Raw genomic sequence first — 15,119 nt, 5'->3', positions numbered from 1 at the left:
CGCGCGCGGCCCGGTATTAGAGAGGGCGCATGGTCCGCTTCCTGCCCACGTTGCTCGAACCTCTGGTCGCCGGCATCGCCGCCGCCGTCGGCGTGTCGCACCCGGCCGCCGCCGCGATGCAGGACCCGGCGCCCGACCCCGCGTGCGCCACCGTCCGCGTCGCCTTCCCCGCGGAGCTGTCGCACTGGAGCACGCGTGCGCCGCTGACGGCGGGCAACGCGCCGCGCAACGCCCCCGTGCTCGGCATCGGCCGCGCCGCCGACCTGCGGCTCGCGCCACTGGGCGAGGTGCAGCCGCGGATCGCGCCGGGCAAGGCGCCGCCCGCGGGCAGCTACGCCGGTCTGGTGATGTTCCAGGTGCCCCGCACCGGCACCTACCGCGTCGCGCTGGGGCAGAAGGCGTGGGTCGACGTGATCCGCGGCCGCGCCGGCGTCGCGTCGAGCGCGCACGCGACGGGGCCGCGCTGCACCGGTGTCGCCAAACTGGTCGACTTTCCGCTGCGTCCGGGCCGCTACGTGATGCAATTGACCGGCGCGCCGACGCAGCTCCTCCCTGCCACCATTGTTCGGGTGAAGTGACATGATGCTGCCTCTTCTCGCGCTGCTCGCCCAGGTAGCGGCGCCGGCTCCCGCGCCCGCGCCGACGCCAGCCCCCACGGTGGCGCCCGCCGCCGATCCCGCGCTCGCGCCGGTCAACGTCCGGCTCGACACCGCCGCCGGCCCGATCGTGATCGCGGTCGACCGCGCGCACGCGCCGCTCACCGCCGCCAATTTCCTCCGCTACGTCGATGGCAAGAAGCTCGACGGCGTCGCCTTCTACCGCGCGGTCAAGGTCGGCGACGGCTACGGCCTGGCGCAGTTCGGCACGCGCAACGATCCCAAGCGCACGCTGCCGCCGGTCGCGTTCGAGCCGACCAGCAAGACGGGCTTGAGCCACGTCGACGGCGCGGTGTCGATGGCGATGGCCAAGCCCGGCACTGCCGCGGGCGACTTCTTCGTCGTCGTCGGCGACCTCAAGTCGATGGACGCGCACGACGATGATCCCGGCTTCGCGGTATTCGGCCGCGTGGTCGAGGGGATGGATGTGATCCGCCGCATCCTCGCCGCCCCCACTTCGCCGACGGAAGGGCAAGGCGTGATGAAGGGACAAATGCTCGCCCCGACGATCCGCATCACCACCGCACGACGCCAGCCGTAAGCGTTAGCTGGCTGGCAAGCCGTAAACCGTTACCTTTTCGCCACATTGTCGCGCACGCGCCGATCCGGCATAGGTAGAATCGCGCGATGTCGCTCTCGCCCGCCTTCCTCGACGAGCTGCGTGGCCGCACGCACCTCTCCGCGCTGGTGGGGAAAACCGTCAAGCTGACCCGCGCCGGTCGCGAGATGCGCGGCTGCTGCCCGTTCCACAACGAGAAGACGCCCTCCTTCTACGTCAACGACGAGAAGGGCTTCTATCACTGTTTCGGCTGCTCGGCGCACGGCGACGCGATCCGCTGGATGACCGATCACCAGGGCCTGCCCTTCATCGACGCGGTCAAGGAACTCGCCGCCGCCGCCGGGCTCGAGATGCCGCAGGCCGATCCGCGCGCCGCGCAGAAGGCCGAGCGCGCCAGGTCGCTCCACGACGTGATGCAGGCCGCCGCCGACTGGTTCGCCGCGCAGCTCGGCGGGCTCGACGGCGCGGACGCGCGCGCGCTGCTCGACCGCCGGGGGGTGAGCACCGCGACGCAGCGCACCTTCGGCTTCGGCTACGCCCCCGACAGCCGCGGCAAGCTGCGCGCCGCGCTCAAGGATTTCGGCGACGCGATGCTGGTCGAGGCGGGTCTGCTGATCCAAGTCGACAACAAGGAGCCGTACGACCGTTTCCGCGGCCGGCTGATGATCCCGATCCGCGACCAGCGCGGGCGCGTGATCGCGTTCGGCGGGCGCATCATCGGCGAGGGCGAGCCCAAGTACCTGAACTCCCCCGACACCCCGCTGTTCGACAAAGGTCGCACGCTCTACAACCTCGACCGCGCCTCCGCAGCCGCGCGCAAGGCCGACCGCGTGTTCGTGGTCGAGGGCTACATGGACGCGGTCGCGCTCGCGCAAGGGAACGTGGGCGAGGTCGTCGCCCCGCTCGGCACCGCGCTGACCGAGGCGCAGCTGGAGCGGCTGTGGCGGATGGTCGACGTCCCCACCGTCTGCCTCGACGGCGACAGCGCGGGGCAGAAGGCCGCGATCCGCGCCGCGCACCGCGCGCTGCCGATGCTCGCACCAGGGCGAAGCCTCAGCTTCGTCACCCTGCCCGACGGACAGGATCCCGACGACCTGATGCGCCAGCGCGGCGCGCGCGCGTTCGAGGCGCTGGTGCGCGAGGCCGAGCCTCTCGTCGAGCGGCTGTGGAAGCACGAGCTCGGTCTCGAACCGCTCGACACGCCCGAGCAGCGCGCCGGCCTGAAGCGCCGCTTGTCCGACCTCGCCGACACGATCGGCGATCCGAGCGTGAAGTCGGAGTACGTCGCCGAGTTCCGCCACCGCTTCGACCAGCAGTTCGCGCGCGGGCGCCAGTCCGCGGGCGGGCTCCAGCCCCGCACACCCTTCTTCCCCTATCAGCAGCGCCGCGCCGGCCAGAAATGGTCGCCGCCCCCCGCCCCCGTCACCGACGACGCGAAGGCGGTGCGTGCCGCGGGCGGGATCGACCGCGTGCTCGCCAAGGCCGTGCTGGCCGGGCTGATCCGTCACCCGGCCGAGATCGCGACGCACATGGAGGTGCTCGGCAGCCTCAAACTCGCCGACGGCGCGCTCGGCCGACTGTTCGAGGCGGTGGTCGACGTGGCGCTGGAGGATCGGGCGCTTGATAGCCAGCGGCTCGTCACCATATTGGCGCGGTCCGGTTTCGAACAGGTCGCGTCCGACCTGCTGAGGGCCGATACGATGCCCTATTCGTTTACGCGCAAGTCGGCGGACGAGAGCAAGGCGCGCGAGGACCTCGACGAGGCAATCGCGATCCTCGTCTCGCGCCCGGAAGTGGATGCGGCACTGGCGGATGCAACATCCGCGATGCAGGCCAATTTCACCGACGAAGCGTTTGAACGGCAAGTGGCGTTGGTGAACGAACAACGGGCGCTGGACGTGCGGCTTGCAAATCTCGTGCAGGCGAACGAAGACGCCCGCGCGCTAGGTACCGAGGACAATTGATGGCGAAGGCGAATATGGCGGAAGCACCCGAGGCTCAGGACAATGGGGATGCGCCGCTGATCGACTTGAACGACGCGAACATCAAGAAGGTGATCGCGCGCGCCAAGAAGCGCGGCTACATTACCTACGACCAGTTGAACGACGCGCTGCCGCAGGGCGAGATGTCGTCCGATCAGATCGAGGACATCACCTCGGCGCTGAACGAGATGGGCATCAACATCGTCGAGAACGACGAGCAGGGCGAGGAAGGCGAGACCGAGGAGCGCCAGGAGGACGACGAGGTCGAGGCGACCGACGCCGACGCCGACAGCAGCGCCCCCGTCGTCGAGAAGAAGAAGGAAACCGTTGATCGCACTGACGATCCGGTCCGCATGTACCTGCGCGAGATGGGTGCGGTCGAGCTCCTGTCGCGCGAAGGCGAGATCGCCATCGCCAAGCGGATCGAGGCCGGTCGCGACACGATGATCCTGGGGCTGTGCGAGAGCCCAATCACCTTCAACGCCATCATCGACTGGTCCACCGCGCTCAACGAAGGGCAGATGCAGCTGCGCGAGATTCTCGATCTCGACGCGATGCTGTCCAAGGGTCCGTCGGCCGAGCAGGTCGAGGGCGCCGAGGAGGACGACGGCGAGATCAGCGAGAAGAACGCTGGCACCACCTTCAAGGAGGAGGAAGACGTCGCCGAGGAGCCCTCGGCCGACGAGGACGACGAGTCCGGCGAGCCGCGCACCCCGCGTCCCAGCGACGACGAGGACGAGGACAACACGCTCAGCCTCGCGCAGATGGAGGAAACGCTCAAGCCGCAGGCGCTGGAGAAGTTCGCCAACATCACCGCGCTCTACAAGAAATTCTCCAAGATGCAGGAGAACCGGCTGGGCGCGATGGGCGGCGGCAACGAATTGTCGGCGGCCGACGAGCGCAAGTACCAGAAGCTGCGCGAGGAGCTGACCGCCGAGGTCGAGAGCGTCCAGTTCCACCAGGCGAAGATCGAGTTCCTGGTCGACCAGCTCTATTCGTACAACCGCCGCCTGACCGCGCTCGGCGGGCAGATGCTGCGCCTGGCCGAGCGCCACAAGGTCAGCCGCGCCGACTTCCTCAAGCGCTACATGGGCCACGAACTCGACGACACGTTCCTGTCGACCGTGTCGGGGCTCGACAAGAAGTGGACCGCCTTCGCGACCAACGAGGCGGCCGCGGTCGAGCGCATCCGCAGCGAGATCGCCGAAATCTCGCAGCAGACCGGCATGGGGCTCGCCGAGTTCCGCCGCATCGTCAACATGGTGCAGAAGGCGGAGCGCGAGGCGCGCATCGCCAAGAAGGAGATGGTCGAGGCGAACCTGCGCCTCGTGATCTCGATCGCAAAGAAGTACACCAACCGCGGGCTGCAGTTCCTCGACCTGATCCAGGAAGGCAACATCGGCCTGATGAAGGCGGTGGACAAGTTCGAGTATCGCCGCGGTTACAAGTTCTCGACTTACGCGACCTGGTGGATCAGGCAGGCGATCACCCGCTCGATCGCCGACCAGGCGCGCACGATCCGCATCCCGGTCCACATGATCGAGACGATCAACAAGCTGGTCCGCACCAGCCGCCAGTTCCTCCACGAGCAGGGCCGCGAGCCCACGCCCGAGGAGATGGCGGAGCGCCTGAGCATGCCGCTCGAGAAGGTGCGCAAGGTGATGAAGATCGCCAAGGAGCCGATCTCGCTCGAAACGCCGATCGGCGACGAGGAGGACAGCCACCTGGGCGACTTCATCGAGGACAAGAACGCGGTCATCCCGGTCGACGCCGCGATCCAGGCGAACCTCAAGGAAACGGTCACCCGCGTCCTCGCCAGCCTCACCCCGCGCGAGGAGCGCGTGCTGCGCATGCGCTTCGGCATCGGCATGAACACCGACCACACGCTGGAGGAGGTCGGGCAACAATTCTCGGTCACGCGCGAGCGCATCCGTCAGATCGAGGCCAAGGCGCTTCGCAAGCTCAAGCACCCTAGCCGCAGCCGCAAGATGCGCAGCTTCCTCGACCAGTAAGCGACACCGGGCCGGCGGGGTCTGACCCCGCCGGCTTCACCCACTTGGGTCCATTCCGGAGCATCATCGCGCGGTAACGCTACCGTTCTGGACATGCTCCGCGTATCAACAACCATCGACGGCGCGCTAGATTGCGCAAGTCATGGAAAACAGCGCACTTCCTCAGCTCGGACCGGACCAGCAGGTCACCGCCTCCGACCTCGTCCGCCACTTTGGCCTGTGGCAGGACCGCGCCACGCGCGCGCCGATCTACATCCACCATCGCGTGCGCCTGCGGCTGGTGCTGCTCTCGCTCGAGCTGATGGATTCGCTCTGCGCCCCGCACGTCGGCCACGGCCTCGCGGGCGGCGGGCTGATCGCGCCGGTGATCGACGCGATCGAGGACGTCGTCGTGCTGTTCGGCGCCGACGCCCGCGTGTCCCACGCCAACGCCGCCGCGCGGATCAAGCTGGGTGACGGCGCGCAGCCGACGCGGCACGCGCGCACGCTGTCGCAGGCGAGCGGCATTTTCCTGGAGGACGCGGTCGCGCGCGTCCTCGACAGCGGCACCGGCGAGACGCTCGACCTCATCCCCGACCGCTTCACGCACCGTCGCCTCCACGCCCGGATCGACCCACTGCCCGATGGCTGCGTCCTCGTCGCGCACGACGCCACCGCGCACGAGCAGGCGCGGCTGCGCGCCGCCGAACTGCGCGCGCTCGAACGCGCGATCGAGGTGTCGAACGTCGCGAGCCGCGCGCGCGTCAACCCGCGCGGCTACCTGATCGACCCCGACGCGGCGCTGGCGCGCATGACCGGCGCGACGATCGACCAGCTCGCCACCGCGCGCTTCCTGACGCTGATCGCGGTCGGCGACCGCGCGCGCGTCGGCGACATGATCGAGTACGTGTCCGCCAACAGCGCCGCGGTCGGCACCCGCGCCAACCTGCTCGTCCACGGCGCCACCGCGCTGCCCGTCGCGCTCGGCCTGGCGCCGGTGGAACGCGGCGGACGCGTCGAGGAGGTCAGCGTCCTCATCACCCCCGCAGCCTGAACGCTCCCCGCCCGCAGTCGGCCGAGCGGGGCAGCGCCGGGACGAACCGCCACACCGCAACACCCTAAGACACCCGCGTAAACGCCGCCTTCACACCTCCGCGCTATCCGGAAACCTGCCGAGGGGAACTGGCTGGTGATGGAGGTTGAGGCGCGCGTGATTAGGGTATCTGGCGAAGCGTTGGCGATCAGAACGCGGACGATCGCGTCGCTCGTCGCGGCCGACGGCACCACCGCCGCGCCGCACGCGGCGCTGCTCGCGCGCGCTGCCGCCTCTACGCGCGACCTCGCCGATGCCGTCCACGCCTTGTGCACCGTTCACGGCTCGCCCGAGCGCCGCCCACCCCAGCTCGCCGCCGCCGACCCCGCGTGGCAGCACTGGATCGCGCGGGTCGCACTCGTCCGCGCCGACGAGCGTGCGCTGCTCGCGCGCCTCGCCGCCGCGGTCGGCCCGATCCCCTCCACCCCCGGCCACGCCGCGGCCGAAGCCGCACTCCTTACCCAGCGCCAGGTGCTCGACCGCCTCTCCGCCTCCGACCGCGCCGGTTGCTCGCTCGGTGCCGCGATCGCGCTGACGCTCGACTGGGTCGCGGTTCGCGCGGTGCTCGACAATGCCGCCGACCGGCTGTTCGGCGCCTCGTCCGGCCAGATCGCCGACGTCGCGCGCCAGGTCGAGGCGCTGCTCGCGCAATCCACCCTGCCCGTCGGCGTCGAGCGTGCGATGCTGTTCGGCGCGGAGCAGATGCTCGCGCAGCACCGCGGGCTGTGGAACCTGCTCGACGCGCGCGCCTCCGCGCGCGACCGCGACTGACCTCCCCGGCTCGTCCGCGACTAAGTCACACGCTTGCATCCGCCCTCGCGGCTCCGCTATCCCGAACGCCTTACCCAAACAGGACGGGATCGTTCATGCAGCGCTTTCAGGGAACGCAGAACTACGTCGCGACCGACGATCTGAAGGTCGCGGTCAACGCCGCGGTCACGCTGCGCCGCCCGCTGCTGGTCAAGGGCGAGCCCGGCACCGGCAAGACCGTCCTCGCGCACGAGATCGCCAAGGCGGCCGACGCCGAGCTGATCGAGTGGAACGTCAAGTCCACCACCAAGGCGCAGCAGGGCCTGTACGAATATGACGCGGTCGCGCGCCTGCGCGACGGCCAGTTGGGCGACGAGCGCGTCCACGACATCGCCAACTACATCCGCCGCGGCAAATTGTGGGAAGCGTTCACCCGTCCCTCGCCGCCCGTCCTGCTGATCGACGAGATCGACAAGGCCGACATCGAGTTCCCGAACGACCTGCTCCAGGAACTCGATCGCATGGAGTTCCACGTCTACGAGACGAAGGAAACGGTGCGCGCGGTCGAGCGCCCGATCGTTGTCATCACGTCGAATAATGAAAAGGAACTGCCCGACGCCTTCCTGCGCCGCTGCTTCTTCCACTACATCAAATTTCCCGACCGCGACACGATGCAGGCGATCGTCGACGTCCACTTCCCCGGCATCCAGAAGATGCTGGTCAGCCGCGCGATGGACATCTTCTACGACGTGCGCGAGGTGCCGGGGCTGAAGAAGAAGCCGTCGACCAGCGAACTGCTCGATTGGCTCCGCCTGCTGCTGCACGAGGACATGCCGCTCGAGGTGCTGCAGAACCGCGATCCGACCAAGGCGATCCCGCCGCTCCACGGCGCCTTGCTCAAGAACGAGCAGGACGTGATGCTGTTCGAACGCCTCGCCTTCATGGCGCGGCGACAGTCGAACAAGGGATAGACCGCCCGCGTCTTTTCTCGCGCACCCGCCTTTGCTAGCGCCTCCCGTGCAACGTTCGGGCGGGGGCTTGGATGATCGAGAGCGGAACAGGGGTGGCGGGCGTCGACCCGCGCGAGTGGGCGCTGCCGCCGGGCATCGCGTTGCGCGTCGAACGGCCCGCGGCCGACCTACAGCCGTTGTTCACCGATTACGTCGTCAGTGCGCCGGCCGGAGCGGAAGCGGTCGACGCGCGCACGCTGATCATGCCGGGCTGGCCTACCGTCCGCCTCGCGGTGACGCAGGACACGACATCGATCAGGATCGGTCCGCGCCGCTACGACACGCCGCCGCGTGCCGCGCTGATGGGCACCAGCAGCCGCACCGCGGAGATCGCGACCAACGGCGGCATCTTCGTGACGATCGGCATCACCCCGCTGGGCTGGTCGCGCTTGTCCCGCCTGTCCGGCGACTCCGTGCGCGACCGCCTGCTGCCGCTGTCGGACGTGATCGCGTCCAGCGCGGTCACCCGCTTGTGCCAGGACGTCGGCAACAGCGATCTCGCGCGCGACCTGCCCGGGCTGCTCGACGATTTCTGGCGCACGCACCTCCTCGCACCGTGCGACAAGGAAGACATGATCCGCGGGCTCACGCGGATCATCGTGGAGGGCGCGACCGAGGATATCGCCACCGCGAGCGAGATGCTCGACATCGCACCCATCACCCTGCGCCGGCTCTCGACCCGCTTCTTCGGCTTCCCGCCCAAGCTGCTGCTGGTCCGCGCGCGCTTCACCCAGTCGATGATCCGGATGATGCTGTCGGAGGGTCAATCCGACTATTCGACGATCGCCGCCTCCTATTTCGACAAGTCGCATTTCCTGCGCGACGCGCACCGCTTCCTCGGCACGACCCCGCGGCGCTTCCTGCGTCACGATCACCGCCTGATGGCCGCGTATTTTCGTGCGCAGCGCGCGGTGTTCGGGCGACACCCGCTGGCCGGCGGATTGTTGCCGGCGGCTCATGCATAACGATGCGCTAACCATTGCCGTCAAACGCATCCTTACAATGACCCCGATACCAAAGGGTCATGGTTCGCGTTCCCCCCACGTGCATCGCTCTGGCTACCGCGCTAGCCGCCCTCGTGACCGCGACGCCGGCCGCTGCCAACCTGCTCAACTACGTCGGTCAGTGCGTGCCCTTCGCGCGCCAGGCCTCGGGTATCCAGATCTACGGCGATGCCTGGACGTGGTGGGATCAGGCCGACGGCCGTTACAAGCGCGGCCATTCACCCAAGATCGGCGCGGTGATCGTCTTCGCCAAGACCAACCAGCTGCGCCTGGGCCATGTCGCGGTGGTCAGCCGCGTGGTCGAGGACCGCGTGCTGATGCTGACCCACGCCAACTGGTCGCGCCAGAACGGCGAGCGCGGCCACGCGGAGCAGGACGTGACGCTCTATGACGTGTCCGACGACAACGACTGGAGCCAGGTCAAGGTGTGGTACCGCGACTCGAACGGATTGGGCGGCAGCATCTATCCGGTGAAGGGCTTCATCTACGGCACCGGCGACACCGCGCGCGAGCTGACCGGGCGCAATCCCGACTACGTCGGCGCGCTGATCGACGCCTACGTGCCGGGCAGCGGCGCTCACTGAGCTGACCCGGACGACCTAGACCGCGCTCGACACCGCGGCGCGTGCGCGGCATCATCGCGCGCATGTTCCTCCACTTCCTCGACGAGCTCCGCGCCGCCGGCATCCCGGCCAGCATGAAGGAGCATCTCCTCCTGCTCGAAGCGCTCGACGCCGAGGTGATCGAGCGCGAGCCCGAGCAATTCTACTATCTCTCGCGCGCGGTCTACGTGAAGGACGAGGGGCTGCTCGACAAGTTCGACCAGGTCTTCGCCAAGGTGTTCAAGGGGCTGGAAACGAGCTTCGCCACCAACGGCGCCGAGGTCCCCGCCGAGTGGCTGAAAGCCGTCGCCGAGAAGTATCTCACGCCCGAGGAGATGGAGGCGATCAAGTCGCTCGGCTCCTGGGACGAGATCATGGAAACGCTCAAGAAGCGGCTGGAGGAGCAGGAGAAACGCCACCAGGGCGGCAACAAGTGGATCGGCACCGGCGGCACCAGCCCGTACGGTAACTCCGGCTACAATCCCGAGGGCGTTCGCATCGGCGGCGAGAGCCGGCACAAGCGCGCGCTGAAGGTCTGGGACCAGCGCGAGTTCAAGAATCTGGACAGCACGCGCGAGCTCGGCACCCGCAACATCAAGGTGGCGCTCAGGCGGCTGCGCAAGTTCGCGCGCGAGGGCGCGGCGGACGAGCTCGACATCGACGCGACGATCGCCGGCACCGCGCGGCAGGGCTGGCTCGACGTCCACATGCGGCCGGAGCGCCGCAACGCGGTCAAGCTGCTGCTGTTCCTCGACGTCGGCGGCTCGATGGACCCGTTCATCAAGCTGTGCGAGGAGCTGTTCTCCGCCGCCACGACCGAGTTCAAGAACCTCGAATTCTTCTACTTTCACAATTGCCCGTACGAGGGCGTGTGGAAGGACAATCGCCGCCGCTTCGCCGAGCGAACGCCGATGTGGGACGTGCTCCACAAATTCCCGCACGACTACAAGCTGATCTTCGTCGGCGATGCCGCGATGAGCCCATACGAGATCACGCATCCCGGCGGCTCGGTCGAACATTTCAACGAGGAAGCGGGCGCTGCCTGGATGCAGCGCCTCACCAACACCTACCCCGCCGCCGTCTGGCTCAACCCGACGCCGAAGGCGCAATGGGGCTATTCGCAGTCGACCAGGATCGTCCGCGATCTGATGACCGACCGCATGTACCCGCTGACGCTCGACGGCCTAGACGAGGCGATGCGCGAACTGACCCGCAAGCGGTGATGGGCACCGCAGCAAAGGAAGGCTGCCCCCTCCTCCCGTCACCCTGAACTCGTTTCAGGGCCCATCCCTCCCGGTCACGACTCCGTCAAACCGGACACAAGCGCTCACCAAGAGGCACGATCACCCGCCAGGTCGCACACCGCTGTCCTACAGCCGCGAACGCAGCCATACCCCATGCGCTCTTTCTCACCCGCGCCTGAACGACTCGCGTACCGCGCCCTCCGCGAGGCCCCGCTCCCTCCCGCACCCGGTCGCCGCGTCCCGTCTTGGCCTCACCTTAGCCTCACCTTCCGCGGCTCAGCGGTATCCGCGCCAGATGCGCAGCCGCTGCCCCGCCGCCGCACCGCCGCCCTGCTCGGCGTCGCACGCCACGTAGCGGAAGCGCTTGTCGGTGCAGAGCCACAGCTCGTCGAGCCACCCGGCCTTCTTGGTCGTCACCCGCACCGCACCCGCGGGTATCCGGTTTACCGCCGCGAACGCTTGCGCGAACGCCTGGACCGTCAGCGGACGCCGCGACAGCGCATCCATGTCGGGAAAGCGAAGCCGCTCGAACATCGCGGTCGAGCGCGCGAAATACGCCGGCGCGGACGTGCCGGGCATGCACGTCCCGTGCTTCGCCCACTCGTGCTGCATCAGCTGCGGCGACGGCGTCGCGCACAGGTGTCGGCGGATCAGCGCGCTCGGCAGGATCGGCGTCGCCTGGCAATATTGCGGCCACTGCTTGCCCGTCCCGTCCGGCCAGAGGCCGTGCAGCACGAAGCCGAAGTCACTGTCGCCACCGCACTGCATGTCGCTGCGCCCGCCGCGGTCGCTGCTGCGAGAGCGGCAATATTCCGGGCTCCAGCTGATCGCCAGCGTGTAGCTGCCGATCGGCAGGCGCCGCACCGGCTGGCTCGCCGACGGCAGGTCGGGCCGCGGCCGCTCGATCCGCGACGGGATGCGGCACGCATTCGCCTGCGCGCTCGCCGCGGCGGGCAACAGCGACGCCAAACCCGCCGCCAGCGCGACCAGTGAACGCGTCATTCGACCTCTCCCGTCACATCCTCGCCGAACCACGCCCGCGCGTCGGCCCGGAACAGCAGCACCGCCGCCACGACGTTGACCAGCGTCGTCGCCGCGCCGACCGCGAAGGAGACCACGCTCATCGCCCCCTCCAGCAACGCGGGCAGGTCGACCAGCAACCGCGCGACCGACAGCCCTGCCAGCACGACCACGATCCACTTGGCGACCACGCTTCCCCGCCGGGCGGTCAGGAACCACAGCAGCAGCGACACCGCGACGTTCAGCACCAGCATGACGCCCAGCATCCACCCGAAACCAGCGGTGCGCGGATCGGCGGCGAGCCGTTCCTGCATCCACGTCCAGTCGATCGCCCAGCCGATCAGCGACAGGGCGATGCCGGCCAGATACCATTGCTCGAACCTGCGGATCGACGCCGGTCGCTCCATGCTCATGCGTCCCATCTTCCCCTGCTCAGACAAGCGCGAAGTCGAGCCCGATGTCGGCGGCGGGCGCCGACTGCGTGATGCGTCCGACGCTGACGAAGTCGACGCCCGTCTCCGCGATCGCGCGGATCGTCTCCAGCGTGACCCCGCCCGACGCCTCCGTCGGCACGCGCCCGCCGACCAGCGTCACCGCACCGCGCAAGATCGCCGGCGCCATGTTGTCGAGCAGCAGGTGCGTCGCACCCGCCGCGAGCGCGGGCTCGATCTGATCGACGCGGTCGACCTCGACGATGATCCGCGCGACGCCCGCCGCCTTCGCGCGCGCCGCGGCCTCCGCCACCCCGCCCGCGACCGCGACGTGATTGTCCTTGATCATCGCCGCGTCCCACAGCCCCATGCGGTGGTTGGTCGCGCCACCCATGCGCGTCGCGTATTTCTCCAGCCGCCGCAGTCCCGGGATCGTCTTGCGCGTATCGAGCAGCGTCGCGCCCGTACCTGCGATCCGGTCGACATAGGCCCGCGTCAGTGTCGCGATCCCCGACAGATGCTGTACGGTGTTGAGCGCCGATCGCTCCGCGGTCAGCAGCGCGCGCGCACTCCCCTCCACGCGCATCAGCTTGGCACCCCGCTCGACCCGCTCGCCGTCCCGGACGAGCAGTTCCACCGTCGCGGCGGGATCGAGCCTGCGAAAGAACGCCGCCGCAATCTCCAGCCCCGCGACCGTGATCGCGTCGCGGCTGTCCATCACCGCGGCGAAGCGCGCGTCGGCCGGGATCACCGCGGCCGAGGTCACGTCGCCGCCCTCGCCCAGGTCCTCCGCCAGCGTCGCCGACACGAACGCGTCCAGGTCGAAGCCGTCGAGCACGAACGTCACGGCAGTACCTCGCCCTGCTCCACGCCCCACAAGCGGCTGGTCTCAACCCAGCCCGCCTGCCCGTGCACGTCGAAGCGGCACCAGCCCGACTGGCATTGGCTCAACCGCCCGACGACGCCCGGTGCCGCGCGCCACAGCAGCTTGCCGCCACCGGCCCGCTCGTGCATCGGCGCGGGCACGTCGCCCTGCACGATCGCGGTGCGCGTGGAGCTCACCAGCGTGCCGAGGAACCACCCTTGAGTCCCGCTCGGGTCCTCGACCTTGCGCCATTCCTTGAACGTGTCGACCACCCGCACCGGTAGGTCCGCGCGAACGTACAGCCAGGTCGCGGGGTACGTCCGCCCGGGGCCGCTGCGCATCCGCGCCTTCGCCGGCGATATCGAGGCGTAATAAGGCGGCTTTTGCCTGGACGGAGCGGCGCCGGCGCCCGTGACGAGGCCGAGGGCGGTCGTTGCCGCGACGATGCAGAACCTTAAACGCATGCGCACTCACTCCACCCCCGCCCGCGGCGCGCCCTGTCGCACCGGTTCGATCGTGCCTCACCTTGCCCGCAGGCGGCGCCGCCTTCAACCCGAAGACATTGACGATAGGGCGTTGCTGCGCCAATCCAAGCCCATGTCCGGCGCGGCCCCTTCACCCAGCACGAGGCGCGTGGCGAAGCCGAAGGTCGTCGTCACGCGCGAACTGCCCGACGCGGTGATGACGCGGCTGGAGGCGTTGTTCGACACCGTCAACAACCGCGGCGACGTCGCGATGACGCGCGACCAGCTCGCCGCCGCGATGGCCGACTGCGACGTGCTTGTCCCCGCGGTCACCGACACGATTGACGCGGATCTGATCGCGGGCGCGGGCGAGCGGCTGCGCCTGATCGCGAACTTCGGTGCGGGCGTGAACCACATCGACCTGAAGGCGGCGCGCGCGCGGCGCATCATCGTCACCAACACGCCCGGCGTCCTGACCGAGGACACCGCCGACATGACCATGGCGCTGATCGTCTCGGTCCCGCGCCGGCTGGCGGAGGGCGAGAAGCTGGTCCGCTCGGGCGAGTGGAACGGGTGGAGTCCGGGCGGGATGCTCGGGCGTCGGATCGGCGGCAAGGCGCTCGGCATCGTCGGGATGGGGCGGATCGGGCAGGCGGTGGCGCGGCGCGCGCGCGCGTTCGGGCTGTCGATCCACTACCACAACCGCCACCGCCTGCCCAAGGTGCTGGAGGGCGAGCTCGGGGCGGAATGGCACCCGAACCTCGACGAGATGCTGGGCGCGATCGACATCCTGACGCTGCACACCCCGCTCAACGCCGACAGCCGCGACCTGATCGACGCGCGCCGCGTCGCGCTGCTGCGTCCGCACGTGTTCGTCATCAACGCCAGCCGCGGCGGCATCCTGGACGAGGACGCGCTGGTCGACGCGCTGGAGAACGGGCGCCTCGCCGGGGCCGGGCTCGACGTGTGGCAGCACGAGCCGCGCATCGACCCGCGGCTGCTTGCGCTGCCCAACGTCGTCATGACGCCGCACATGGGCTCGGCTACCTACGAGGGGCGGGTCGCGAGCGGCGACAAGGTGATCGCCAACATCCGGATGTGGGCCGATGGTCACCGCCCACCCGACCAGGTGCTCGAAGGCTGGGCCTGAGCAGCGCGACTGGAGCACTCGCTTGTAACAAAGATTATCGCGACGGAACCCGTGCGCGGTCGCGTCATTAAACCGGCTCACCACTTCAACAGGAGCCAAACCCCATGCGCAACGCCGCTCTTATCGCCGTTATCGGCCTCGCCGCCCTGTCCACGTCCGCCTGCTCGACCTTGAAGGGTGCCGCGATCGGCGGCGCGGGCGGCGCCGGCGTGGCTGCCGCGACCGGCGGCAATGTCGAGAAGGGCGCGGCGGTCGGCGGCGTCGGTGGCGCGGTGGTTGGCGCCGTCGTCGACTGATC

General features: G+C 69.2%; 16 protein-coding genes. 12 read left to right on the top strand and 4 right to left on the bottom strand.

Annotated features, from left to right (window positions below; genetic code table 11):
* Positions 1-29: 29 nt before the first annotated feature.
* The 10 genes from ACFDS6_RS00870 (at position 30) to ACFDS6_RS00825 (ending at position 10,870) form a co-directional block, all read left to right on the top strand.
* Positions 30-578, top strand: a complete 549-nt coding sequence (locus ACFDS6_RS00870) for a homogentisate 1,2-dioxygenase (protein ID WP_375270214.1) — start codon at positions 30-32, stop codon at positions 576-578.
* Position 579: 1 nt separating this feature from the next.
* Positions 580-1,197, top strand: a complete 618-nt coding sequence (locus tag ACFDS6_RS00865; RefSeq protein ID WP_375270213.1) for a peptidylprolyl isomerase — start codon at positions 580-582, stop codon at positions 1,195-1,197.
* 86 nt (positions 1,198-1,283) lie between these two features.
* The gene (dnaG, locus tag ACFDS6_RS00860; RefSeq protein ID WP_375270212.1) at positions 1,284-3,179 is read left to right on the top strand and encodes a DNA primase; all 1,896 of its coding nucleotides are present in this window, start codon (positions 1,284-1,286) and stop codon (positions 3,177-3,179) included.
* Positions 3,179-5,209 (top strand): RNA polymerase sigma factor RpoD, encoded by a 2,031-nt coding sequence (gene rpoD / locus ACFDS6_RS00855; protein WP_375270211.1) that lies wholly within the window; start codon positions 3,179-3,181, stop codon positions 5,207-5,209. Before dnaG ends, rpoD begins: the two co-directional genes overlap by 1 nt.
* Positions 5,210-5,351: 142 nt before the next feature.
* Positions 5,352-6,242: a hypothetical protein gene (locus ACFDS6_RS00850; protein WP_375270210.1), complete on the top strand. Its 891-nt coding sequence runs from the start codon at positions 5,352-5,354 to the stop codon at positions 6,240-6,242.
* A gap of 180 nt (positions 6,243-6,422) precedes the next feature.
* Positions 6,423-7,052 carry a hypothetical protein gene (locus ACFDS6_RS00845; RefSeq protein WP_375270209.1) on the top strand — a complete coding sequence of 210 codons (630 nt, stop codon included), beginning with the start codon at positions 6,423-6,425 and terminating at the stop codon, positions 7,050-7,052.
* Positions 7,053-7,147: 95 nt separating this feature from the next.
* Positions 7,148-8,002: an AAA family ATPase gene (locus tag ACFDS6_RS00840; protein WP_375270208.1), complete on the top strand. Its 855-nt coding sequence runs from the start codon at positions 7,148-7,150 to the stop codon at positions 8,000-8,002.
* 71 nt (positions 8,003-8,073) lie between these two features.
* Positions 8,074-9,006, top strand: coding sequence for a hypothetical protein (locus ACFDS6_RS00835; protein WP_375270207.1), 933 nt, complete (start codon positions 8,074-8,076; stop codon positions 9,004-9,006).
* A gap of 59 nt (positions 9,007-9,065) precedes the next feature.
* The gene (locus ACFDS6_RS00830) at positions 9,066-9,629 is read left to right on the top strand and encodes a CHAP domain-containing protein (RefSeq protein ID WP_375270206.1); all 564 of its coding nucleotides are present in this window, start codon (positions 9,066-9,068) and stop codon (positions 9,627-9,629) included.
* A 62-nt stretch (positions 9,630-9,691) separates the two neighbouring features.
* A complete protein-coding gene (locus tag ACFDS6_RS00825) occupies positions 9,692-10,870 on the top strand; it encodes a VWA domain-containing protein (protein WP_375270244.1) in 1,179 nt (392 codons plus the stop codon).
* A 297-nt stretch (positions 10,871-11,167) separates the two neighbouring features.
* Here the strand turns inward: ACFDS6_RS00825 and ACFDS6_RS00820 are convergent, their stop codons facing one another.
* The 4 genes from ACFDS6_RS00820 to ACFDS6_RS00805 are packed head-to-tail and all read right to left on the bottom strand — an operon-like array spanning position 11,168 to position 13,548.
* Positions 11,168-11,893 (bottom strand): ribonuclease T, encoded by a 726-nt coding sequence (locus ACFDS6_RS00820; RefSeq protein ID WP_375270205.1) that lies wholly within the window; start codon positions 11,891-11,893, stop codon positions 11,168-11,170.
* The gene (locus ACFDS6_RS00815; protein ID WP_375270204.1) at positions 11,890-12,324 is read right to left on the bottom strand and encodes a hypothetical protein; all 435 of its coding nucleotides are present in this window, start codon (positions 12,322-12,324) and stop codon (positions 11,890-11,892) included. The genes ACFDS6_RS00820 and ACFDS6_RS00815 overlap by 4 nt, the downstream gene beginning before the upstream one ends.
* Positions 12,325-12,343: 19 nt before the next feature.
* A complete protein-coding gene (nadC, locus tag ACFDS6_RS00810; RefSeq protein ID WP_375270203.1) occupies positions 12,344-13,189 on the bottom strand; it encodes a carboxylating nicotinate-nucleotide diphosphorylase in 846 nt (281 codons plus the stop codon).
* Positions 13,186-13,548: an SH3 domain-containing protein gene (locus tag ACFDS6_RS00805; protein ID WP_375270202.1), complete on the bottom strand. Its 363-nt coding sequence runs from the start codon at positions 13,546-13,548 to the stop codon at positions 13,186-13,188. The genes nadC and ACFDS6_RS00805 overlap by 4 nt, the downstream gene beginning before the upstream one ends.
* 256 nt (positions 13,549-13,804) lie before the next feature.
* Here ACFDS6_RS00805 and ACFDS6_RS00800 point away from each other — a divergent pair, with 256 nt between their 5' ends.
* Both ACFDS6_RS00800 and ACFDS6_RS00795 read left to right on the top strand, forming a co-directional pair.
* On the top strand, positions 13,805-14,821 hold the full coding sequence (locus ACFDS6_RS00800; protein ID WP_375270201.1) for a 2-hydroxyacid dehydrogenase: 1,017 nt from the start codon (positions 13,805-13,807) through the stop codon (positions 14,819-14,821).
* 104 nt (positions 14,822-14,925) lie between these two features.
* Positions 14,926-15,117: a hypothetical protein gene (locus tag ACFDS6_RS00795; protein ID WP_375270200.1), complete on the top strand. Its 192-nt coding sequence runs from the start codon at positions 14,926-14,928 to the stop codon at positions 15,115-15,117.
* The last annotated feature ends 2 nt before the right edge of the window (positions 15,118-15,119 follow it).

The sequence above is a fragment of the Sphingomonas sp. genome, assembly GCF_042095875.1.
Lineage (GTDB): Bacteria > Pseudomonadota > Alphaproteobacteria > Sphingomonadales > Sphingomonadaceae > Sphingomonas.
Note: the sequence above shows the minus strand (reverse complement) of the source record. Positions and strands in the feature narration are given on the sequence as shown.

Coding starts and splice junctions, on each gene's coding strand:
- ACFDS6_RS00850 (WP_375270210.1), top strand. CDS start 5,352: ATGGAAAACAGCGCACTTCCTCAGCTCGGACCGGACCAGCAGGTCACC.
- ACFDS6_RS00835 (WP_375270207.1), top strand. CDS start 8,074: ATGATCGAGAGCGGAACAGGGGTGGCGGGCGTCGACCCGCGCGAGTGG.
- ACFDS6_RS00820 (WP_375270205.1), bottom strand. CDS start 11,893: ATGACGCGTTCACTGGTCGCGCTGGCGGCGGGTTTGGCGTCGCTGTTG.
- rpoD (WP_375270211.1), top strand. CDS start 3,179: ATGGCGAAGGCGAATATGGCGGAAGCACCCGAGGCTCAGGACAATGGG.
- ACFDS6_RS00795 (WP_375270200.1), top strand. CDS start 14,926: ATGCGCAACGCCGCTCTTATCGCCGTTATCGGCCTCGCCGCCCTGTCC.
- ACFDS6_RS00840 (WP_375270208.1), top strand. CDS start 7,148: ATGCAGCGCTTTCAGGGAACGCAGAACTACGTCGCGACCGACGATCTG.
- ACFDS6_RS00865 (WP_375270213.1), top strand. CDS start 580: ATGATGCTGCCTCTTCTCGCGCTGCTCGCCCAGGTAGCGGCGCCGGCT.
- ACFDS6_RS00870 (WP_375270214.1), top strand. CDS start 30: ATGGTCCGCTTCCTGCCCACGTTGCTCGAACCTCTGGTCGCCGGCATC.
- ACFDS6_RS00800 (WP_375270201.1), top strand. CDS start 13,805: ATGTCCGGCGCGGCCCCTTCACCCAGCACGAGGCGCGTGGCGAAGCCG.
- ACFDS6_RS00825 (WP_375270244.1), top strand. CDS start 9,692: ATGTTCCTCCACTTCCTCGACGAGCTCCGCGCCGCCGGCATCCCGGCC.
- ACFDS6_RS00805 (WP_375270202.1), bottom strand. CDS start 13,548: ATGCGCAGCGGCCCCGGGCGGACGTACCCCGCGACCTGGCTGTACGTT.
- ACFDS6_RS00815 (WP_375270204.1), bottom strand. CDS start 12,324: ATGAGCATGGAGCGACCGGCGTCGATCCGCAGGTTCGAGCAATGGTAT.
- dnaG (WP_375270212.1), top strand. CDS start 1,284: ATGTCGCTCTCGCCCGCCTTCCTCGACGAGCTGCGTGGCCGCACGCAC.
- ACFDS6_RS00830 (WP_375270206.1), top strand. CDS start 9,066: ATGGTTCGCGTTCCCCCCACGTGCATCGCTCTGGCTACCGCGCTAGCC.